Below are 20,710 nucleotides of genomic sequence, written 5' to 3' on the forward strand. Positions count from 1 at the left end.
CCGCGGGATACCGCGGCACGGCGCCCGCCCATCCACCGGCATCAAGGAGCGGCTATGACAACCTATATCGTGGTGGCGGATGCAGCACGGGCCAGGATCTTCACGCGTGATGCCCTCAAGCTGGTCGAGCTGGACAGCCTGGTGCATGCCGCGAACCGGCTGCATGAGGGCGATCTGGTGACCGATCGCGGGGCGGACGTGCACGAGTCCATGTCCACGTCGTCGCGCTCCTCCGGCGGGGAGAGCACCGCCCGCACCCACGAGGAGACGATCTTTGCCAAGGAGGTTGCCGAGCGCATCTACCGGGCCCGGGTCGACAACACCATGGAGAAGCTGATCCTGGTGGCGCCGCCACGCTTCCTGGGCCAGCTGCGCGACAAGCTCGATGGCCCCACCACCAAGCTGGTGATCCACTCGCTGGCCAAGGACCTCTCCAAGGCCAGCCTGGAGGAGATCCAGGAGGCCGTCAGCGACATGCGCTGACCCCGCCCCCCAGCCCCGTCTCCTCCCGCGGGCCCGGCCATCGTTGCCGGGCCCGCTGCCGTTGGTGCACAGGACGCGGCGGCGCAGGCGTCAGGGCACCGGCGGCAGGTCGATCTGGTCGCTGCGCGTGATTCCCTCGGTCATCTGGCGACACAGCTTGAGGAACTCGCGCATGCCGGTGGCCAGGTACTTGTGGCGGTGCCAGATGAAGGCGAACTGGCGGCTCAGGTCCAGCTCCGGCGTGGGAATCGGCACCAGGCTGCCGCGGCGGAAGGCGTCGCGCAGCGCCAGCTTCGAGACGCAGCCGATGCCGAGCCCGGACTCCACCGCGCGCTTGATCCCCTCGGTGTGCTCCAGCTCGAGCAGGATATTGAAGCGTCCGCGGCGATGGCGGGCGGCCTGCTCCAGGGTCATGCGGGTCCCGGAGCCCTGCTCGCGCATGATCCAGGCCTCGCGCAGCAGCCGCTCCAGCTCCACCTCGCCGGCCCCGGCCAGGGGGTGGCGGGGCGAGCAGAAGACCGCCAGCTCGTCCTCCACCCAGGGCTGGGTGATGATGTCATCCGCCTCGCAGTGGCCTTCTATCAGCCCCAGGTCCAGCTCGTGGTGGCGCACGTCCTCGATGATCGCCCGGGTGTTGCGGACCGCCAGACGCACCCGGCTGCCCGGGTAGCGCTGCATGAAATCGCTGATCAGCAGGGTGGCCAGGTAGTTGCCGATGGTCAGGGTGGCACCCACGTCCAGGGTGCCGATGCCCTGCTGGCCGCGCAGCAGCTCCTCCACCTCCTCGGCACGGTCGAGCAGGGCCACCGCCTTGGGCAGCAGCTGGAACCCCAGGGCATTGAGCTTCAGCCGCTTGCCGAGCCGGTCCAGCAGCTGGCAATCGAACTGGCGCTCCAGCTCGGCCAGGGCGGTGCTGGCCGCCGACTGCGAGAGCGAGAGGGCGCGGGCCGCCCGGGAGACGCTCTCGTGCTGGGCCACGGCGACGAAGACCTCCAGCTGGCGCAGGGTGTAGCGCATGGCACGTGCCTCCTCTGACCTATATCAAGGATATGGATAAGCATTATCCATACAATCCATTTAACAGATAACCCGCCCTCCCTTAGAATTCAACGCAAATATTATCCGTCTATTTATTCTTTTCAAGAATATCAGATGTTCGGGAACATCAAGGAGCCGGCATGAGCAAGTTTGCCCTGGAAGAGGTCCTCAGCGTTCACCACTGGAACGACACCCTGTTCAGCTTCCGCACCACCCGTGAGCGTAGCCTGCGCTTCAAGAACGGCCAGTTCGTGATGATCGGCCTGGAGGTGGGCGGCAAGCCGCTGATGCGCGCCTACTCCATCGCCAGCCCCAACTACGAGGACCACCTCGAGTTCTTCAGCATCAAGGTGCCCGATGGCCCGCTGACCTCGCGGCTGCAGCACCTCAAGGTCGGCGACCAGATCATGGTGAGCCGCAAGCCCACCGGCACCCTGGTGACCGACGACCTGCTGCCGGGGCGCAACCTCTACTTCCTCTCCACCGGCACGGGCCTTGCGCCCTTCATGAGCCTGATCCAGGATCCGGAGGTGTACGAGCGCTTCGAGAAGGTGGTGCTGGTGCACGGCGTGCGCAATGTCAGCGAGCTGGCCTACGCCGACTTCATCCAGCAGGAGCTGCCGGCCCACGAGTACCTGGGCGAGGAGATCGCCGAGAAGCTGGTCTACTACCCCACGGTGACCCGCGAGGACTTCCACACCATGGGGCGCCTCACCGACCATATCCGCACGGGCAAGCTGTTCGAGGATATCGGCCTGCCGCCCATGGATCCCAAGCAGGACCGCGCCATGATCTGCGGCAGCCCGGCGATGCTCGACGAGACCAGCGCGCTGCTCGACGACCTGGGCTTCAAGATCTCGCCGCGCATGGGCGACCCCGGCGACTACGTGATCGAGCGGGCCTTCGTGGAGAAGTAAGCGCCTAGCACCGAGCGCCCGGCGCCCAGCAGATCGGCAACGGGCTGGAGTGTCGTGGCTTAAGATGAAAATCCCACCGGACCCGGTATCCGGTGGGATTTTCGTTTGGAACTTGGTAGGCCGCAGGCATCATCCTGCGGCGCTCGGCGCTCGGCGCTCGGCGCTCGGCGCTCGGCGCTCGGCGCTCGGCGCTCGGCGCTCGGCGCTCGGCGCTCGGCGCTCGGCGCTCGGCGCTTACACCGCGTCCTTGCCGGTCTCGCCGGTGCGGATGCGGATCACCTGCTCCAGCGGCGTGACGAAGATCTTGCCGTCGCCGATCTTTCCGGTATTGGCCACCTGGGTGATGGCGTCGATCACCTTCTCGGCCATGTCGTCGTCCACGGCGACCTCGAGCTTCACCTTGGGCAGGAAATCGACCACGTACTCGGCGCCCCGGTAGAGCTCGGTATGGCCCTTCTGGCGGCCGAACCCCTTCACCTCGGTCACGGTGATGCCCTGGACGCCGATCTCCGAGAGGGACTCCCTCACGTCGTCGAGCTTGAAGGGCTTGATGATGGCGGTCACCAGTTTCATGGTCGGACTCCTCGTCTGTTCGGTGCGGTGGACGGGCCACCCGCTTGCGCCTGATTGTCCTCTAGCATACACCGCGCGGGGCGGGAATAAAAAAGGCCCCCGAAGGGGCCAGGAGGAGCACGCCAGCTCACTCGGTGGGCGTCGCCATGGGGATCATTTCTTGGCGACGCTGAACTCGGGATAGGCCTCCATGCCGCACTCGGCGAGATCGACGCCCTCGTACTCCTCTTCCTCGCTGACGCGGATGCCCATCACGGCCTTGAGGATCAGCCAGACGACCAGGCTGGCGCCGAACACCCAGGCGAAGATGCCGACGATGCCGAGCAGCTGGGCGCCGAAGGTGGCGTCTGCGTTGGAGAGCGGCACGGCCAGCAGGCCCCAGATGCCGACCACGCCGTGCACGGAGATGGCACCGACCGGGTCGTCGATCTTCAGCTTGTCCAGGGCGACGATGGAGGCCACCACGATGGCGCCGCCCACGGCACCGATGAGGGTGGCGCCCAGCGCCGAGGGCGCCAGCGGCTCGGCGGTGATGGCCACCAGGCCGGCCAGGGCGCCGTTGAGGGCCATGGTCAGGTCGGCCTTGCGGAACCACAGCTTGGCCAGGATCAGCGCGGCGATCACGCCGCCGGCGGCCGCGGCGTTGGTGTTGACCATGACCTGGGCGACGTTGTTGGCGGAGTCGACGTCGGAGACCTTCAGCTCGGAGCCGCCGTTGAAGCCGAACCAGCCCATCCACAGGATGAAGGTGCCCAGGGTGGCCAGCGGCAGGTTGGCGCCGGGGATGGCGTAGATGCTGCCGTCCTTGCCGTACTTGCCCTTGCGCGGGCCGAGGATCAGCACGCCGGCCAGGGCCGCGGCGGCACCCGCCATGTGCACGATGCCGGAACCGGCGAAGTCGGAGAAGCCGGCGGCGTCGAGCCAGCCGCCGCCCCAGGTCCAGAAACCGGAGACCGGATAGATCACGGCGGTCATCACCACGGCGAAGGCCAGGAAGGCCCACAGCTTCATGCGCTCGGCGACGGCGCCCGAGACGATGGACATGGCGGTGGCCACGAACACCACCTGGAAGAAGTAGTCGGCGCGCATGGAGTAGTAGGGGGCGTCATCGCCGCCGGCGAGCACCGCGTCGACGCTGTTCTCGCCGCCCAGCAGGAAGCCCAGGTTGGGCAGGATGCCGCCCTCGGGGCTGGAGTACATGATGTAGTAGCCCACCAGCAGGTACATGGTGCAGGCGATGGCGAACAGGGCCACGTTCTTGGTGAGGATCTCGGCGGTGTTCTTGGAACGCACCAGCCCGGCTTCCAGCATCGAGAAGCCGGCGGCCATCCACATCACCAGCACGCCGCAGATCAGGAAGTAGAAGGTATCGAGCGCATAGCTCAATTCGGTCAGTTCACTCATGGCAGTCTCTCCAGGGGCAGGGGGAACGGTCAGACGGCGTCGGCGCCGCGTTCACCGGTGCGGATGCGGATGACGTCCTCCAGCGGGGTGACGAAGACCTTGCCGTCACCGATCTTGCCGCTGTTGGCGGCGCTGCAGATGGCGTCGAGGACCGTCTCCAGGCGCGAATCGTCCACGGCGACCTCGACCTTGACCTTGGGCAGGAAGTCGACCACGTACTCGGCGCCGCGGTAGAGCTCGGTATGGCCCTTCTGGCGGCCGAAGCCCTTGACCTCGGTGACGGTGATGCCCTGGACGCCGTTGTCGGCCAGCGCCTCGCGGACGTCGTCCAGCTTGAAGGGCTTGATGATGGCGGTGATGAGTTTCATCCCATGTCTCCACGGTTGGCTTGGATGTCGGCTGCCGGTGCCGGCTTGCCATGCTCAAGCGTAAAGCGTGCCAGCAGGATGAAAATGCATGTGTTATCAGTCGATTGTGGGGTGGTTGCGGGCGATGCGAGCCCGGCCGTCGACTATTCGTCAAGGGCGATGCACCAACAGGGTGCCGGGCCGTGGTGCAGATGCGCCATGGCGGGGCGAAAGCCGGGCATGCGTTCCGCCCGGGCCATGCGTATCCTGTAGGCGACCCTTGATACGAGCAGGAGAGAGAGCATGGTGAGCCACGACCGCATCAGCCGCCTGGCCCAGCAGATCGGCGACCGCCTCCAGGGCGCGTCCCAGGCGCCGGAAGAGGTGCAGAAGGGCATCCAGCAGGTGGTGCGCGGTGCCTTCGACCGCCTGGAGTTGGTGTCCCGGGAGGATTTCGACATCCTGATGGACGTCCTGCAGCGCACCCGGTCGCGGGTGGAGGCCCTGGAGCAGCAGGTCGCTGCCCTGGAGGCGCTGCTGGAGGAGCGCACCGGCGAGGGGCAGGCCCCGGCCGAACTCGTCTCGGACGGCCCCGAGGCGGGCGACGATGCCGGCGAACCGGAGGAGGATGCCGGCGGCGGCGAAGCCGGTCGCTGAGCCCTGCCGGGCGCCCCGCCGTCGTCTGGACTAGCCTGAGGGCAGACGACATGCGAGGGATCGCCCATGACGCTGGCCATCGTTCACACCCGGGCCGGGCTCGGCCTGGAGGCTCCCGAGGTGCAGGTCGAGGTGCACCTGGCCAACGGCCTGCCGGGGATGACCCTGGTGGGGCTGCCCGAGGCGGCGGTGAAGGAGAGCCGCGAGCGGGTGCGCAGCGCCCTGGTCAACGCCGGCTTCGACTACCCCCTGCGACGCATCACGCTCAACCTGGCGCCCGCCGACCTGCCCAAGGAGGGCGGACGCTTCGACCTGCCCATCGCCCTGGGTCTGCTGGTGGCCTCGGGACAGGTGCCCCCCGGAGCCCTCGACGGCATCGAGAGCGCCGGCGAGCTGGCGCTGGACGGCCGGTTGCGGCCGGTGACCGGCGTGTTGCCGCTGGCCATGGCCACCCGCCGGAAGGGACGGCGCCTGATCGTGCCGCGGGCCAATGCCGACGAGGCGGCCCTGGCCGGCAACCTCGAGGTGCTCCCCGCCGACGACCTGCTCGAGGTGGTGGCGCACCTGCTGGGCCAGGCGCCCATCGTGCCCCATCGGCTGGCGTCGCCGCCGGAGGCCGACACCTCGCTGCCCGACCTCGCCGAGGTCAGGGGCCAGTTCCTGGCCCGCCGGGCCCTGGAGGTCGCCGCCGCCGGCGGCCACAACCTGCTGTTCGCCGGCCCGCCGGGCACCGGCAAGACCATGCTGGCCAGCCGCCTGCCGGGCATCCTGCCGCCGCTCTCCGAGGAGGAGGCGCTGGAGGTGGCGGCGGTGCGGTCGGTGAGCGGCCTGCCCCTGGCTGCCGGGTGGGGGCGGCGCCCCTTCCGCTCGCCGCACCATACCGCCAGCGCCGTGGCGCTGGTAGGCGGTGGCTCCAGGCCGCGCCCGGGGGAGATATCCCTGGCCCATCACGGCGTGCTGTTCCTCGACGAGCTGCCGGAGTTCTCCCGCCACGTGCTGGAGGTGATGCGCGAGCCCATGGAATCGGGGCAGATCCATATCGCCCGGGCCAGCCACGAGCGTCGCTATCCGGCCCGCTTCCAGCTGGTCGCCGCCATGAACCCCTGCCCCTGCGGCCACCTCGGCGATCCCCGCCAGGCCTGCCACTGCACGGCCGCTCAGATCCAGCGCTACCAGGCACGCCTCTCCGGCCCGCTGCTCGACCGCATCGACCTGCAGGTGGAGGTGCCGGCGCTGCCGCCGGAGCAGCTCACCGCCGGGGAGGCCGGCGAGTCATCGGCCGCGGTGCGGGCCCGGGTGGTGGCGGCGCGGGCGCGTCAGCTGGCGCGCGGGGGGCTGAATGCCCACCTGGCGGGGCGGGAGCTGGACGCCGCCTGCGACCTGGGGGCGGCAGACCGGGCCTGGCTGGCCGGCGTGCTGGAGCGGCTCAAGCTCTCGGCCCGGGCCTACCATCGGGTGCTGCGGGTGGCCCTGACCCTGGCCGACCTGGCAGGGGCGGCCAAGCCGGAGCGCGAGCAGCTGATCGAGGCGATCGGCTATCGGCAGCTCGATCGCCTGCTCAAGGGCTGACTCACAGCGCGGTGGCGTCCAGGGCGCCCTGGAGGCTCTCTTCCCAGAGGACCTCCTCGCTGCCCGGGCGGCGCAGCACCAGGGTCAGCCGGTAGGGCAAAAGCTCCCGGTCGGAGAGCTGCAGGCGCGGGCCATCGGCCATCAGCCGGCTCTCCAGGCGCCACTGGTTGTCGCCGTTGCCCTCGGCCATGGCCTCGTTCCAGTCCAGCACCTGGGGACCCTCGCTCACCGCCAGCAGGGCCCGGGTCAGGCTCTCCCGGAAGCGCTCCCGGCCGATGGCGAGGCTGCCGTTCACCTCGGGAGCGGCCAGCAGCAGCACCTGGCCGGATGGCGGGTGGGGCAGGGCCGGGGCCTCCATCACGCGGCCGGCGGCGCGTTCGCCCAGGTTGAGCAAGGCCTGGCGCAGGGTCTCGGGGCGGTCGGGGGCGGCGGCGCAGCCGATCAGCAGCAGCGGCAGCAGGGCCAGCGGGAAGAGCCGGTGGGCGGTCATGGCGGGTCGGTCTCCTGTCGAGAGGCGGTGGGCTCCAGGGCGTCGATGAAGCGGTCCAGGGTGTCGAAGAGCGACTGGCGAATCGGTTCCGCCTCGTTGACCAGATGGTGGCGCGCCTCGGGGTGGCGGTGGATCTCGGCGTTGGGGAACTTGCGCTCCAGCACGTTGAGGTTCCACTCCCAGTCCACGGTCAGGTCCTGTTCGCCCTGCAGGATCAGGGTCTTCACCGGGTTGGGAGGCAGGGCGAGCAGCCGGGGCATCCAGCGTCGCATGGCGCTGACCCAGCCGATGGCCACGCGATCGGCCTGCAGCGGGTCGCCCTCGCGCAGGAAGTCGGCGAAGTCGCTGTCGGTGGAGTTGGCGCGGAACTTGCGCGGGATGGAGCGCACGAAGGGCCCCACCAGCAGGTGCAGCCAGCTGGACTGGTTCCAGCCCCAGGGGCGCACCAGCGGGGCCAGCAGGGCCAGGCCGGCCCAGTGCCCGTCGTCGCCGCGGGTCAGCGCATCGGTGGCGAGTATCGCCGCGCCGGTGCTCTGGCCGACCCCGATCCAGGGGCGCGGGGCCAGGCCCTCCTCCTCCAGATGCTGCTGCAGGGCGTGCAGGCAGCCCCCGTAGTCATCGAAGTCGTCGATGGAGGCGCGGGCCCCGCTGGAGAGGCCGTGGCCGGGCAGGTCCCAGAGCACCACCCGCCAGTTGCGGTCGAGCAGGCGCTCCAGCAGGTGGCGATAGAGCCCCAGGTGGTCGAAGTAGCCGTGGACCACGAAGGCGGTGCCGACCGGTCGGGCCGGGCTCCATACCTGGGTCCAGAGGCGAAAGTTGCCGGCCTCCACGTAGCCCACGTGCAGGCCCACGTGCTCGGCGAGCAGCGGCGCCAGGCCGTAGTGGCCCAGGTAGCGTTCCAGGTGGTCGCCGCCGGGCGCTGCCGCGGCCGGTGTGACCAGCCTGACGGGACCCAGGGCCTGCAGGGGGGTGAAGTCGCTCATCGAGTCCTCCGCGGGGGCTCACCCATGCTAGCCTCATGCGGTGGGCGAGGCCATCGAATGCGGGCGCTGCGGTGCGTCCTGCCTTATCTTTTGGTCTAGCGAGCGGCGCTGACGGCGGTTTGCGGGTTTACATATGGAAGTATTTTCCACAAAATCCCCTTGATGCAGTCACTCACCCCTGATCCCGGCAGCCCGGCAGCGCACCGGCCGGTTGCCCCGCACGAGGAGATGCACCATGACCCAACGTGTCACTCGCCACCGCCTTCAGGTGGCCGCCGAGCTGGACCGTTTCATCAACGAGCAGGCGCTCCCGGGCACCGGAGTCGACGCCGAGGCCTTCTGGGCCGGCGTCGACGCCCTCTTTCACGATCTGACCCCGAAGAACCGCGAACTGCTCGCCGAGCGTGACCGCCTGCAGGAGCAGCTGGACGCCTGGCATCGCGAGAATCCCGGCCCGGTGGGCGACATGGCCGCCTACCGCGCCTTCCTGAAGGAGATCGGCTACCTGGTCGAGGCGCCGGCCAGCGTCGCGGTCACCACCGCCGACGTGGACCGCGAGATCGCCGTCCAGGCCGGCCCCCAGCTGGTGGTGCCGGTGAGCAACGCCCGCTATGCGCTGAACGCCGCCAACGCGCGCTGGGGCAGCCTCTATGACGCCCTCTATGGCACCGATGCCATCTCCGAGGAGGACGGCGCCGAGAAGGGCACGAGCTTCAATCCCCGGCGCGGCGAGAAGGTCATCGCCTACGCCCGCGGTGTGCTCGACCGTGCGGCCCCGCTGGCCACCGGCTCCCACCGCGATGCCGTCAAGTACGCCCTGCGTGACGGCCACCTGGTGGTGACCCTGGAGGGCGGCCGCGAGACCGGGCTCAAGGACCCGGGCAAGCTGGTCGGCTTCAGTGGCGACGTCGCCAGCCCCGAGTCGCTGCTGCTGGTGAACCACGGCCTGCACCTGGAGATCCAGATCGACCCCAGCAACCCCATCGGCAAGACCGACCCGGCCGGCATCAAGGACGTCGTGGTCGAGGCCGCGCTGACCACCATTATGGACTGCGAGGACTCCGTGGCCGCGGTGGATGCCGAGGACAAGGTGGGCGTCTACGGCAACTGGCTAGGCCTGATGAAGGGCGACCTGGAGGAGCAGGTCGAGAAGGGCGGCAAGACCATCACTCGCCGCCTCCACGGCGACCGCCGCTGGACCAACGCCGACGGCGAGACCGTCACCCTGCCGGGCCGCTCGCTGATGTTCGTGCGCAACGTCGGCCACCTGATGACTACCCCGGCGGTGCTCGACGCCGAGGGCAACGAGCTGCCGGAGGGCATCCTCGACGGCATCGTCACCGGCCTGATCGCGCTGCACGACCTGAAGAAGGGCGAGGACGAGCCGCGCAACTCCCGCGCAGGCTCCATGTACATCGTCAAGCCGAAGATGCACGGGCCGAAGGAGGTCGCCTTCTCCAACGAGCTGTTCGGCCGCATCGAGGACCTCCTCGGCATGGCCCGCGATACTCTCAAGATGGGCATCATGGACGAGGAGCGCCGCACCACGGTGAACCTCAAGGCGTGCATCGCCGAGGCCGCCTCGCGGGTGGTGTTCATCAACACCGGCTTCCTCGACCGCACCGGCGACGAGATGCACACCGCCATGGAGGCGGGCCCGATGATCCGCAAGGGCGACATGAAGGGCGCCGCCTGGATCCAGGCCTACGAGAAGAACAACGTCCAGGTCGGCCTGGCCTGCGGCCTGCGCGGCCGTGCCCAGATCGGCAAGGGCATGTGGGCCATGCCGGACCTGATGGCCGCCATGCTCGAGCAGAAGATCGGCCATCCCAAGGCCGGCGCCAACACCGCCTGGGTGCCGTCGCCCACCGCCGCCACCCTGCACGCCCTGCACTACCATCAGGTGGATGTCACCGCCATCCAGCGCGAGCTGGAGGCCCAGGGCGAGCCGGACTTCCTGGACGACCTGCTCTCCGTGCCGGTGGCCGCCGAGGCCAACTGGTCCGACGAGGAGATCCAGCAGGAGCTCGACAACAACTGCCAGGGCATCCTCGGCTACGTGGTGCGCTGGGTCGAGCACGGCGTGGGCTGCTCCAAGGTGCCGGACATCCACGACGTGGGCCTGATGGAGGACCGTGCCACCCTGCGGATCTCCAGCCAGCACATCGCCAACTGGCTGCACCACGGCGTGGTGGATGCCGCGCGGGTCCAGGAGACCCTGCAGCGCATGGCCAAGGTGGTGGACCAGCAGAATGCCGGTGATCCGGAGTACACGCCGATGAGCGCGAACTTCGAGGGCTCCAGTGCCTTCCAGGCCGCCAGCGACCTGATCTTCAAGGGCCGCGTTCAGCCCGCCGGCTACACCGAGCCGCTGCTGCACCACTGGCGCGCCGTGCACAAGGCCAAGTAAGGCGTCAATGCAAGGCGTCGGGGACAGGTCGTGAAGTTGTCATGGCCTGTCGCCGAGACAGCCTCGAGCTGTTCCTGCTTTCACCTGTTCGAACGTGAAGCGCCCCGGGTACCTGCCCGGGGCGCTTTCGGTTATGTTGAGGCCATCGTCCCTCGCCGTGACCCGCAGGAGCCAGCCGATGACCGTGATGACCGCCGCCGCCATCGAGGACTTCCTCGACGACGTCTTTCCCCAGCGCTCCGGGACGATCGAGGGCGTCGGCCACATGCGGGCCACCGTGAGCCTGGCGATCGAGGACGAGCACCTGCGCCCCGGGGCCAGCGTCTCCGGCCCGACCCTGATGGGCCTGGCCGACGTCGCGCTGTACGTGGCGATCCTCGCCCAGATCGGCCCCGAGCCCATGGCCGTGACCAGCGACCTGCACTGCCGCTTCCTGCGGCGGCCCAGCGGCGACCGGGACCTGATCGCCAACGCCCGCATCCTCAAGCTCGGCCGGCGCCTGGCGGTGGGGGAGGTGCAGCTCTTCTCGGCTGGCGACGAGGCGCCGGTGGCGCTGGTCACCGCCACCTACGCCCTGCCCGATCGCGACTGATCCCTGGCCCGCTCAGCCGGCGCGCAGCACGGCCGACGCCAGTGCCAGCCAGCCGGCGATCAGCAGCACGCCACCCAGCGGGGTGATCATGCCCAGGCCGCCCAGGCCGGTCAGCGCCATGGCGTAGAGCGAGCCCGAGAAGAGCCCCATGCCGGCCGCCCACAGGCCCATGGCCAGGCGCTGCCCGGCCAGGGGCCGGGTGGCGCGCCAGGCCAGCACGGCGAGCAGCGCCAGGGTGTGCCAGGCCTGGTAGCGCACCCCGGTCTCGAAGGCCGCCGCCAGCCGCGGGGCCAGCTGTCCCTCCAGGGCGTGGGCGCCGAAGGCCCCCGCCATCACCACCACGGCGCCCGACAGCGCCGCCCCCAGCCACCAGCCTCGGTCCTGCATTCCGTTCTCCCTCATATGGCATCCTGGTCAGGTCGATATCGGGTGCTCAGCCACGAGGGGCGCCGGGAGCAGGGTGGAGAGGAGGTCCTATGCCAGGGATGGCATCGGTAGCGCCCAGAGAGGGGTTCACAGCGCCTCCTCGAAAGCCTGCTGCCGGATCAGCCCCGAGAGGTGGGAACGTCATGGCCGCTACCGTACCCCGCGCGGGCCGAGTCGGCTACAATGGGGGCCCGCGATTCCTGCCCGTCCGGCGGGCCCAGCGGCCAGATAACGAGAGCATCGATAGCGCAGAGAGGACGCCATGCAGATCCAGCTCAATGGCGAGGCGCATACCCTGGCGCCCGAGCTCACCCCGGCCCCCACGATCACCCAGCTGCTCGAGTCCCTGGGGCTCGCCGGCCGGCGTATCGCCGTGGAGGTCAACGAGGAGATCGTGCCGAGGAGCGAGCACGCCGCGACCCGCCTGGCCGAGGGCGATCGGGTCGAGGTGGTGCATGCCATCGGTGGCGGCTGAGGCCACGGTGATCTCCCGAGACAACGACACAAGGCAGACGCGATGACAGACTTCTTCCAGGACCAGCCGCTGCGTATCGCCGGGCGCGAGTTCACCTCCCGCCTGCTGGTGGGAACCGGCAAGTACCGTGACTTCGACGAGACCGGCGAGGCGATCGCCGCCTCCGGGGCCGAGGTGGTCACCTTCGCGGTGCGCCGCACCAACCTGGGGCAGGAGGCCGGCGAGCCCAACCTGCTCGACGTGGTGCCGCCGGAACGCTATACCCTGCTGCCCAATACCGCCGGCTGCTACACCGCCAAGGATGCCGTACGCACCTGCCGGCTGGCGCGGGAGCTGCTCGACGGCCACAGCCTGGTCAAGCTCGAGGTGCTGGGCGACGAGACGACCCTCTACCCCAACGTGGTCGAGACCCTGGCCGCCGCCGAGACGCTGATCGCCGACGGCTTCGACGTCATGGTCTACACCAGCGACGACCCCATCGTCGCCCGCGAGCTCGAGCGCCTGGGCTGCTGCGCCATCATGCCGCTGGGCTCGCTGATCGGCTCCGGCCACGGCATCCAGAACCCGCACAACGTCCGCCTGATCATCGAGCAGGCCGGCGTGCCGGTGCTGGTGGATGCCGGGATCGGGACCGCCTCCGATGCCGCCCTGGCCATGGAGCTGGGCTGCGACGGCGTGCTGATGAACTCCGCCATCGCCCATGCCCGCCAGCCGGTGCTGATGGCCGGCGCCATGAAGAAGGCCGTCGAGGCCGGCCGCGAGGCCTTCCTGGCCGGGCGCATGCCGCGCCGCCAGAGCGCCGACCCCTCTTCCCCCTTCGCCGGCCGCATCAACGGCTGACGCGTCCATCGATCGCCCGCAACGAACGCCTGAAACAGGCGCCCAGAACGAGAGCCTCGACCGCCCCATGAGTGACCAGTCCCGCGACGATACCGCCACCACCGGGCCGGAAGGCCCGGATGCGCCCCTGCACCGCCCCGGCATCAAGAGCTATGTGCTGCGTGCCGGGCGCATGACCCAGGCCCAGACCCGCGGCCTCGAGGAGGTCTGGCCGCGGCTGGGGCTGACCCTGGCCGACGGCCGCCAGGACCTCGACGCCCTGTTCGGCCGGCGTGCCCCCCGGGTACTGGAGATCGGCTTCGGCATGGGTGCCTCGCTGATCGAGCAGGCCGAGACCCATCCCGACACCGACTTCATCGGCATCGAGGTGCATGCCCCGGGCGTGGGCAAGCTGCTCGACGAGGCCGACAAGCGCGGCCTGACCAACCTGCGGGTCTACCGGGAGGACGCCCTGCGGGTGCTCGAGGAGTGCCTGCCGGAGGAAAGCCTGGACACCCTGCAGCTGTTCTTCCCCGACCCCTGGCCCAAGAAGAAGCACCACAAGCGGCGCATCGTGCAGCCCGCCTTCGTCGAACTGGTGCGCCGTCGGCTCAAGGTCGGCGGCACCTTCCATATGGCCACCGACTGGGAGGCCTACGCCGAGTGGATGGCCGAGGTGATGGATGCCGCCCCGGGCTATGCCAACACCGCTGCGCCGGAGACCGCCCCCTATGTGCCGCGACCGGAGTTCCGGCCGCTCACCAAGTTCGAGGCCCGCGGCGAGAAGCTCGGCCACGGCGTCTGGGACCTGATCTACCGTCGCGACGATTGATCAGGCTCGCTTCGCTCCCCCGATGCCCTCGCCCGTGCGGGGGCATCGTTTTTTGTAGGGTGAGGGCGGCGGCAAGACCCTGGGGTGGTAAAGAGCAGCAATGAGGAGGGACCCTCCACACCAAAAAAAGCCGCCCTCGATGGGGCGGCGGCAAGACCGTGACTAGCAATGAGGAGGGAGAAACCATGGCAGGCGACTGGCGGTTCCTGCCGTGGCATGGCGCCTCATCAACGCCATGAAGAAAGAGTAATCATTCTCGTTTACTGCGTCAACAGAAATGCGAATCTTTTTTATTGGCTGCCTCACCCGGCGCCGGCCAGGCGCAGCCAGAGGGGCAGGGTGGCCATGGCCAGCAGGGTCTGTCCGGTGATCAGCGCCGCCATCATCTCGGCATCGCCGCCCAGCTGCCGGGCCAGGATATAGGCCGAGGTGGCGGTGGGCAGCGCGGCGAACAGCAGCGCCACGTCGCGGCTTACCGGGTCGAGGCCCAGCGCCAGGGCGAGGGCCAGCACCAGGGCCGGCATCAGCCCCAGCTTGACGAGGTTGGTGGCCCACACCCCCCGGTCCAGCCGCATCAGGGCGGCGGGGCGCAGGGCCACGCCCACTGCCACCAGGCCCAGCGGCAGGGCGGCCCGTCCCAGCAGTTCCACGGTGGCCTCGCTCCAGCCCGGCAGGCCGATGCCGCTGACGTTCAAGCCGATGCCGATCAGGCAGCCGAGGATCAGCGGGTTGCGCACCAGGGCGGCGAGGCTCTTGCCGAGGCTGCCAGCGCCGAGCGTTCCCGCGGCGATGAAGCTGGCCACGCAGAGCACGTTCACCACCGGTACCATCAGCGCCACGGCCACCGCCGCCACGGTGGCGCCCGGGCCACCGTGCAGGGCGGCGGCGCCGGCGACCCCGACATAGGTGTTGAAGCGCAGCGATCCCTGGAAGGCCGAGGTGAAGGCGGGCGCCTCCAGGCCGAGCCAGCCGCGCAGCGCCCAGAGCAGGGCGCCGAACAGGCCCATGGCCCCCAGCAGCGCCCCGGCCAGGCGGGTCACCGGCACCTGGCTGACGTCGGCGGTGGCCAGGGTCGAGACCAGCATGGCGGGGAACAGCAGGAAATAGATGAGCCGCTCCAGCCGCGGCCAGAAGTCGCCCCCCGGCTGGCGCGCCCAGCCGAGCACGGCGCCCAGCAGGATCAGCAGGAACAGGGGGCCCAGTGCATTCGCCACTCCCGGCATGTCGGTCTCCTCGTCGTCGGCGTACCCTGCGACATCCTTGCGCACTCTGCCACAGGCGAATGCTGATAAGCTTACCGCCATCACGCCTTCCCATGGAGTGCCGCGTTCGCCGCCATGTCCCGTTCCTTGCCGACAGAGACCGCCGTCTCGCGCCCCCCGCTGCTGCGGCTGCTGATCCTCTTCACCCTGGTGACCGTCGCCGTGGCACTCTGGTACCTCACCAGCTACAGTCTTCGCGGGGGAGAGTCGGTGCACTGGTTTCCCGAGGAGGCCGGCTGCGACCTGCAGCTCGGGCCCTGCGTCGCCTCGCTGGGTGGCACCGGCAGCTTGCGCCTGGACCTGGGGGCCGAGGGCGAGATCCGCGCCCTGGAGATCCTGCCGATGACGGTCACCCTGTCGGGCGTCGAGGCCGAGTCCGTGAGGGTCGACTTCGTCGGCCGCGACATGGACATGGGGCTGCACCGCTACCCGCTGCGCCGCCAGGGAGACGGGGTCTTTCGCGGCGAGGGACAGGTGCCGATCTGCACCGAGGCAGTGATGCCCTGGCGGGCCCGGGTGGTGGTCGACACCGGCCGGGGGCGGATCGGCAGCGGATTCGATTTCGACGTGGAGAGAAGTGCGCTATGAAGCGGAAGGGGATCTGGGCCGGCGTGGCGGTCATCGTGCTGGCGCTGGCCGTGGGTGGCCTGGGCTGGTACCAGCAGCTGGCGGGCGATGCCGACAGCGACATGCGCGGGGGACCCGTGGAACTGCCCTCGACCCGCGGCGACTTCTCGCTGAGCCAGCTCGAGGAGGACCAGCTGGCGGTGCTGTTCTTCGGCTATACCTACTGCCCCGACGTCTGCCCCATGAGCATGGCGGTGGTTCGCCAGGCGCTCTCCGAGCTGGACGAGGCGAGTCGCGAGCGGGTGGTGCCGGTGATGGTCTCGGTCGACCCGGAGCGCGACACCCTGGAGCGGCTGGCCGAGTATACCGGCTTCTTCGGCGACGCCTTCATCGGCGCCACCGGCTCCGAGGCGCAGCTCGAGGAGATCGCCGAGCGCTACGGGGTGGTGTGGCGCCGGGTCGAGACGCCCGAGTCGGCCATGGCCTATACCATCGACCACAGCTCCTCGCTCTACCTGGTCGACCGCGAGGGGCGGATCCTCCGGCGGGTGCTCTACTCGCCGGCCCCCCACGGCCTGCTGTCGGCGCTGCGCGACGCGCTCTAGCGCCGCGGCGGCCTCGCCTCAGCGAGGCGACTCCTGGAGGCGCTCGATCATCGCCATCAGCGCGCGGACCTGGGTCCCCTCGCGGCTGTCATGGAGCGGATCGAGCTGCCAGGTGCTCTCGGCGAAGCCCCACCAGTCCCAGCAGCCCTGGGGGTTGGCCAGGCTGGTCTCCGCCTGGGGATAGAGCACCACCCGCCGGTTGCGGGTCGCCCACTCGTTCAGTCCGCTGTGGCGGACGAAGGTCTCGCCGATCTGCTCGACGCCCATCCCGCAGCCGTGCAGGGCCACCGTGAGGTCGCACCCACCCGCTTCGCAGGCCGCCGGCACGAACAGGTAGCCGGCATCGTCCAGGCCCTTGGCGTCGCGCACCGAGGCCTGGTCGAAGGCCAGCAGCTGGCCCTCGGGCACTGCCGGCGGTGCCAGCTCGCCATGCAGCCAGCCCAGCGCCTCGCCGGCGATATCCAGGTCGCAGTTCAGCACATGGGTGCCGCCCCCCTGGCGGCAGCCGGCCAGCTCGGTGGCGGGGGCCGGCTCGGCGTGGTGGCCGATGGGCCAGCCATGGCCGACCCGCTCGCTCTCCCGGGCCCTGAGCTGCTGGTCGGGATTCGCGAGCCAGCCCCGGAACTGCTCGGCCAGGGCGCGGCCCAGCGCGGGGGCGACCGTATCGTCCTCCTCGCCGTGCCAGACGAAGACCCTGAGCTCGGCCAGGTCCTCGCTCTTGCCCACCAGGTCGCGCTCCAGGTAGCCGAGGCGGCGCGCCTCCAGTTCGTCCAGGTCGGGCGGCCCCAGGCGGGTGGTCATGCATTGGCCCAGCGCCCGGCGCAGGGTGCCCTGGGCGCAGGACCAGGGACCGGCGCCCAGCACGCCAAGGCCGCTGAAGCGTTCCGGCCAGGCGACGGCCAGCTGGGTGGCCATGTAGCCTCCCGAGGAGACGCCGACCACGCTGACGTCGTCGGCGGCAGTGGCCAGGCGGGGCAGGTCGGGAAGCCGGTCGGCGGCGACGGGAGCGGCCGCCAGCCCCGCCAGGGTGAGGCCGGCGAGCGGCAGGCAGCGTCGGAGCATGGCGGTCTCAGTCACCGATCACGTCGAGCAGTTCGACCCTGAAGATCAGCGTCTCGTAGGGGCCGATGGGCCCCTGGCCCTGGGCGCCATAGGCGAGCTCAGCGGGGATCACGATCTCCCAGGTATCGCCGACGCTCATCAGCTGCAGGGCCTCCTGCCAGCCGTCGATGACCTGGTCGACCCGGAAGCTGACCGGCTCGCCGCGCTCGTAGGAGCTGTCGAAGACGGTGCCGTCGATCAGGGTGCCCTCGTAGTGCACCTCGACGCTGTCCTCGGCACCGGGGGTGTCGCCGTCACCGGCTTCCAGGACCCGGTACTGCAGGCCGGACTCGGTCACCTCGACGCCCTCCTCCTCGGCATTGGCCGCCAGGAAGGCCTCGCCCTCGCTGCGGTTGGCCTCCGCCTGCTGTTCGGCCTCGGCCTGGCGGGTGGCCATGGCCTCCTGCTGGAAGCGCATCAGGGCGTCGGCCATCTCCTCGTCGCTCATGGCCAGCTCGTCGCCGGCGAAGACGTCGCGGATCGCCTGGGTGAAGGCGTCGACGTCCAGGTCGTTGACGTCCTGCTGGATGCTCTGGCCGAGGGTCACGCCCAGGCTGTAGCCGAGGCGTTCCTCGTCGGTCTCCGGCGCGGCAAGCGCCAGGGGGGCGGCCGCGAGCAGGGTGGTGAGGGAGGCGGTAGTCAGCAGTCTCTTCATGGACAGGCCCTTGTGGGTCAGGCGCCATGGCGCCGTCGGTGGGTGAGGTCCATGGGACTCTAACAGGGCCGGGCCGGTTCCGCACCCGCACGCGGCGGGGCAGAACCGGCCCGGCAGGGCGGCGCTCAGACCACCAGGGTGGGGCAGTTGGCCGAGCCGGCGACGCGCTGTGCCACGCTGCCCAGCAGCAGGCTCTTGTCGCCGTTGGTGCCCTGGGCGCCGATCACGATCAGGTCGCACTCGCGCTTGCGGGCGAAGCGCACGATGGTGCGCGAGGGGCGCCCGCCCTTGACGAAGGCCCGTACCTTCTCCACGGGCACGCCCATTTCGATGGCATGGGACTTGGCATGCACGGCGATCTCGGTGGCGTATTCCTTGAGGGCGTCGTCGGGCAGGTCGAGGCGGTCGGGGCGCACCATGGAGAGCGACGCCTCGAGCAGGCTGTGATGCTTGAAGACGCACAGGATGTAGAGCTCCGCACCGGTCAGCAGCGCCAGCCCCGTGCCCTTCTCCAGGGCCTTGAGGGCCCCCTTGGAGCCATCCACCGGTACCAGTATCCGATTGAACATCGTCAATGCCTCCTTGGATCAGCGGAACGCCATGTCGCGCAGGAACAGGGCGATCTGCGGGAACATGATGATCAGCGCCGCCGCCAGCACCAGCATGAAGACGAAGGGCGGGGTGCCGCGGATCACCTCCCAGTAGGGGCGCTTGAAGATGGCGATGGCGGTAAAGATGTCGCAGCCGAAGGGTGGCGTCGCCGAGCCGATGGCCACCTGCAGGGTGATCAGCACGCCGACATGCACCGGGTCCAGGCCGGAGGCGGCGATGGCCGGGGCGAAGATCGGCGTCAGCACCAGGATCACCACGATGGGGTCGACGAACATGCAGGCCACGAAGAAGGCCACCGAGATGGCGATCAGCACGCCTATCGGCCCGGCCTCGTTGACGCCCACCGCCTCCAGGATCGCCTGGGGGATCTGCGCGAAGGAGATGATCCAGGAGAAGCCGTTGCCCACCGCCACCAGGATGAACACCACCGCGGTGATCAGGCCGGTGGACTTGGCGATGGCATAGATGTGGTGCAGCTTCAGCGAGCGGAACACCACGAACTCCAGCAGCACCGCGTAGAGTACGCAGGCCGCCGCCGCCTCGGTGGGGCTGAAGACGCCGCCGTAGATGCCGCCGACGATCAGCACCGGGAAGCCCAGTGGCCAGAGGGCGTCCTTGACCGAGATGGCGCGCTCCTTCCAGGTGGAGCGGGGCTCCGTGGGCACCTTGTTGATGTAGGCGTAGGCCACGCAGTAGGCCGAGAACATGGCCAGGATCAGCAGGCCCGGCCCGATGCCGGCGATGAACAGCTCGCCGATGGAGGTCCCCGAGATGACGCCGTAGATGATCATGCCGATGCTCGGCGGGATCAGGAAGGCGATGTCGCTGGAGTTGATGATCAGCGCCAGGGTGAAGGGGTCCTTGTAGCCGGCCTTGAGCATCCGCGGGCGCAGCGGCGAGCCCACGGCGACCACGGTGGCCTGGGTGGAGCCGGAGACCGCGCCGAACAGGGTGCAGGAGGCCGCGGTGGAGACGGCCAGGCCGCCCTTGATGTGGCCCACGAAGGCCATGACCATGTTGATCAGCCGGTTGGCCGACTGGCCGCGGGTCATGATGTCGGCGGCGAGGATGAACATCGGCACGGCGATCAGCGCCGTGGGGCGGATGCCACCCATCATCTGCTGGATGAGGGTCTCCATCTGGCCGAGGCCGCCGAAAGTCATGTAGAAGCCGACGAAGGCCGCCGTGGCCAGGGGGATCATCATCGGGAAGCCTAGCAGCAGCAGCACGATCATGATGGAGAGGATGATGGTTGTCATGGGGGTGTGCCTCGCTCGGGATCAGACTTCCGTTTCCGTGTCCTTGTAGCCATCCACCACGTGGGTCGAGAGGTAGACGTCGCGGGAGGTCATGTTCTTGATGGCGGTCAGCAGGTACTGGATGCCGGTAATGGCGAAGCCGACCGGTACCCAGATGTACATGATCCAGACCGGGATGCTCAGCGAGGGCAGCACGCGCCCGCGGCCATAGAGCGTGGAGATGTAGCCGATCGAGTAGTAGCAGAGCACGAACATCACCACGGCGGTGAACAGGCAGATGATGATCATCATCCAGCGTCGCCCGCCGGTGGGCACGGCGTCATAGATGGCCGACATGCGGATGTGTCGGCCGTGGCGCGCCGCATAGCCGATGCCGGCGAAGGTGATCATCACGATCAGGATGCGGTTGATCTCCTCGGAGAAGTGCAGGCTCTCGCCGAGGAGGAAACGACTCAGCACGTTGGCGATGGTGTTGACGGCCATGAGGATCACGCCCATGGCCAGGATCACCGCCTCGATGCGGCTGATCCAGGTGTCGATGGGCCCGAGCGGGCCGGGCAGCGTCGAGCGGTAGTTCTTCTCGGCGATGTCGTCTTCGTTCATTTCCATGTCGGCGGGCTCCTGTCCGTTCCCC

The 20,710-nt window shown here is 69.4% G+C and carries 24 protein-coding genes; 11 read left to right on the plus strand and 13 right to left on the minus strand.

Annotated elements, in window-relative coordinates:
* Positions 1–54 precede the first annotated feature (54 nt).
* On the plus strand, positions 55–483 hold the full coding sequence (locus BDK63_RS08095; protein ID WP_183330865.1) for a host attachment protein: 429 nt from the start codon (positions 55–57) through the stop codon (positions 481–483).
* A gap of 90 nt (positions 484–573) precedes the next feature.
* On the opposite strand, the gene BDK63_RS08100 is transcribed toward BDK63_RS08095, so the two are convergent.
* Positions 574–1,500: a LysR family transcriptional regulator gene (locus tag BDK63_RS08100; RefSeq protein WP_183330866.1), complete on the minus strand. Its 927-nt coding sequence runs from the start codon at positions 1,498–1,500 to the stop codon at positions 574–576.
* Positions 1,501–1,661: 161 nt separating this feature from the next.
* On the opposite strand from BDK63_RS08100, the gene BDK63_RS08105 reads away from it, so the two are divergent.
* Complete coding sequence (locus BDK63_RS08105; RefSeq protein ID WP_183330867.1) at positions 1,662–2,438, plus strand: ferredoxin--NADP reductase; 777 nt, start codon at positions 1,662–1,664, stop codon at positions 2,436–2,438.
* A 234-nt stretch (positions 2,439–2,672) separates the two neighbouring features.
* Here the strand turns inward: BDK63_RS08105 and glnK are convergent, their stop codons facing one another.
* From glnK to BDK63_RS08120, 3 genes are all read right to left on the minus strand, one after another.
* On the minus strand, positions 2,673–3,011 hold the full coding sequence (gene glnK, locus BDK63_RS08110) for a P-II family nitrogen regulator (RefSeq protein WP_110069051.1): 339 nt from the start codon (positions 3,009–3,011) through the stop codon (positions 2,673–2,675).
* 153 nt (positions 3,012–3,164) lie between these two features.
* Entirely contained in the window at positions 3,165–4,415 is a 1,251-nt protein-coding gene (locus BDK63_RS08115; protein ID WP_183330868.1) for an ammonium transporter, read from the minus strand.
* A gap of 29 nt (positions 4,416–4,444) precedes the next feature.
* On the minus strand, positions 4,445–4,783 hold the full coding sequence (locus BDK63_RS08120; protein WP_106231078.1) for a P-II family nitrogen regulator: 339 nt from the start codon (positions 4,781–4,783) through the stop codon (positions 4,445–4,447).
* A 282-nt stretch (positions 4,784–5,065) separates the two neighbouring features.
* On the opposite strand from BDK63_RS08120, the gene BDK63_RS08125 reads away from it, so the two are divergent.
* Together BDK63_RS08125 and BDK63_RS08130 are read left to right on the plus strand one after the other, a co-directional pair.
* Positions 5,066–5,419 carry an accessory factor UbiK family protein gene (locus BDK63_RS08125; protein ID WP_183330869.1) on the plus strand — a complete coding sequence of 118 codons (354 nt, stop codon included), beginning with the start codon at positions 5,066–5,068 and terminating at the stop codon, positions 5,417–5,419.
* Between the two features lie 66 nt (positions 5,420–5,485).
* Positions 5,486–6,988, plus strand: a complete 1,503-nt coding sequence (locus BDK63_RS08130; protein WP_183330870.1) for a YifB family Mg chelatase-like AAA ATPase — start codon at positions 5,486–5,488, stop codon at positions 6,986–6,988.
* Between the two features lies 1 nt (position 6,989).
* Here BDK63_RS08130 and BDK63_RS08135 read toward each other — a convergent pair whose 3' ends face one another.
* Positions 6,990–7,478 (minus strand): hypothetical protein, encoded by a 489-nt coding sequence (locus BDK63_RS08135; protein WP_183330871.1) that lies wholly within the window; start codon positions 7,476–7,478, stop codon positions 6,990–6,992.
* A complete protein-coding gene (locus BDK63_RS08140) occupies positions 7,475–8,461 on the minus strand; it encodes an alpha/beta hydrolase (RefSeq protein ID WP_183330872.1) in 987 nt (328 codons plus the stop codon). The genes BDK63_RS08135 and BDK63_RS08140 overlap by 4 nt, the downstream gene beginning before the upstream one ends.
* A 235-nt stretch (positions 8,462–8,696) precedes the next feature.
* Here BDK63_RS08140 and BDK63_RS08145 point away from each other — a divergent pair, with 235 nt between their 5' ends.
* On the plus strand, positions 8,697–10,871 hold the full coding sequence (locus tag BDK63_RS08145) for a malate synthase G (RefSeq protein WP_183330873.1): 2,175 nt from the start codon (positions 8,697–8,699) through the stop codon (positions 10,869–10,871).
* Between the two features lie 178 nt (positions 10,872–11,049).
* Positions 11,050–11,463, plus strand: coding sequence for a PaaI family thioesterase (locus BDK63_RS08150; RefSeq protein WP_183330874.1), 414 nt, complete (start codon positions 11,050–11,052; stop codon positions 11,461–11,463).
* Between the two features lie 12 nt (positions 11,464–11,475).
* On the opposite strand, the gene BDK63_RS08155 is transcribed toward BDK63_RS08150, so the two are convergent.
* Complete coding sequence (locus tag BDK63_RS08155) at positions 11,476–11,850, minus strand: DUF423 domain-containing protein (RefSeq protein WP_183330875.1); 375 nt, start codon at positions 11,848–11,850, stop codon at positions 11,476–11,478.
* Between the two features lie 301 nt (positions 11,851–12,151).
* On the opposite strand from BDK63_RS08155, the gene thiS reads away from it, so the two are divergent.
* The 3 genes from thiS to trmB all read left to right on the plus strand — a co-directional run bounded on the left by thiS (position 12,152) and on the right by trmB (position 14,015).
* Complete coding sequence (thiS, locus tag BDK63_RS08160) at positions 12,152–12,364, plus strand: sulfur carrier protein ThiS (RefSeq protein ID WP_183330876.1); 213 nt, start codon at positions 12,152–12,154, stop codon at positions 12,362–12,364.
* Between the two features lie 42 nt (positions 12,365–12,406).
* Entirely contained in the window at positions 12,407–13,204 is a 798-nt protein-coding gene (locus tag BDK63_RS08165) for a thiazole synthase (RefSeq protein ID WP_183330877.1), read from the plus strand.
* A 67-nt stretch (positions 13,205–13,271) separates the two neighbouring features.
* Entirely contained in the window at positions 13,272–14,015 is a 744-nt protein-coding gene (gene trmB, locus BDK63_RS08170) for a tRNA (guanosine(46)-N7)-methyltransferase TrmB (protein ID WP_183330878.1), read from the plus strand.
* Positions 14,016–14,317: 302 nt separating this feature from the next.
* On the opposite strand, the gene BDK63_RS08175 is transcribed toward trmB, so the two are convergent.
* Positions 14,318–15,238, minus strand: coding sequence for an AEC family transporter (locus BDK63_RS08175; protein WP_183330879.1), 921 nt, complete (start codon positions 15,236–15,238; stop codon positions 14,318–14,320).
* Positions 15,239–15,352: 114 nt separating this feature from the next.
* On the opposite strand from BDK63_RS08175, the gene BDK63_RS08180 reads away from it, so the two are divergent.
* Together BDK63_RS08180 and BDK63_RS08185 are read left to right on the plus strand one after the other, a co-directional pair.
* On the plus strand, positions 15,353–15,865 hold the full coding sequence (locus tag BDK63_RS08180) for a hypothetical protein (protein WP_183330880.1): 513 nt from the start codon (positions 15,353–15,355) through the stop codon (positions 15,863–15,865).
* Positions 15,862–16,449: an SCO family protein gene (locus BDK63_RS08185; RefSeq protein ID WP_183330881.1), complete on the plus strand. Its 588-nt coding sequence runs from the start codon at positions 15,862–15,864 to the stop codon at positions 16,447–16,449. The genes BDK63_RS08180 and BDK63_RS08185 overlap by 4 nt, the downstream gene beginning before the upstream one ends.
* Positions 16,450–16,467: 18 nt before the next feature.
* On the opposite strand, the gene BDK63_RS08190 is transcribed toward BDK63_RS08185, so the two are convergent.
* The 5 genes from BDK63_RS08190 to BDK63_RS08210 all read right to left on the minus strand — a co-directional run bounded on the left by BDK63_RS08190 (position 16,468) and on the right by BDK63_RS08210 (position 20,685).
* Positions 16,468–17,511, minus strand: coding sequence for an alpha/beta hydrolase family protein (locus BDK63_RS08190; RefSeq protein WP_183330882.1), 1,044 nt, complete (start codon positions 17,509–17,511; stop codon positions 16,468–16,470).
* Positions 17,512–17,518: 7 nt separating this feature from the next.
* The gene (gene bamJ, locus BDK63_RS08195) at positions 17,519–18,205 is read right to left on the minus strand and encodes a BamJ family beta-barrel-assembly machinery protein (RefSeq protein WP_183330883.1); all 687 of its coding nucleotides are present in this window, start codon (positions 18,203–18,205) and stop codon (positions 17,519–17,521) included.
* Between the two features lie 125 nt (positions 18,206–18,330).
* Positions 18,331–18,774 carry a universal stress protein gene (locus BDK63_RS08200; protein WP_183330884.1) on the minus strand — a complete coding sequence of 148 codons (444 nt, stop codon included), beginning with the start codon at positions 18,772–18,774 and terminating at the stop codon, positions 18,331–18,333.
* 18 nt (positions 18,775–18,792) lie between these two features.
* Complete coding sequence (locus tag BDK63_RS08205) at positions 18,793–20,076, minus strand: TRAP transporter large permease (protein WP_183330885.1); 1,284 nt, start codon at positions 20,074–20,076, stop codon at positions 18,793–18,795.
* Between the two features lie 21 nt (positions 20,077–20,097).
* Positions 20,098–20,685, minus strand: coding sequence for a TRAP transporter small permease (locus tag BDK63_RS08210; RefSeq protein ID WP_183330886.1), 588 nt, complete (start codon positions 20,683–20,685; stop codon positions 20,098–20,100).
* Between the last annotated feature and the right edge of the window lie 25 nt (positions 20,686–20,710).

It is taken from the genome of Halomonas campaniensis, from assembly GCF_014193375.1.
Lineage (GTDB): Bacteria > Pseudomonadota > Gammaproteobacteria > Pseudomonadales > Halomonadaceae > Halomonas > Halomonas campaniensis.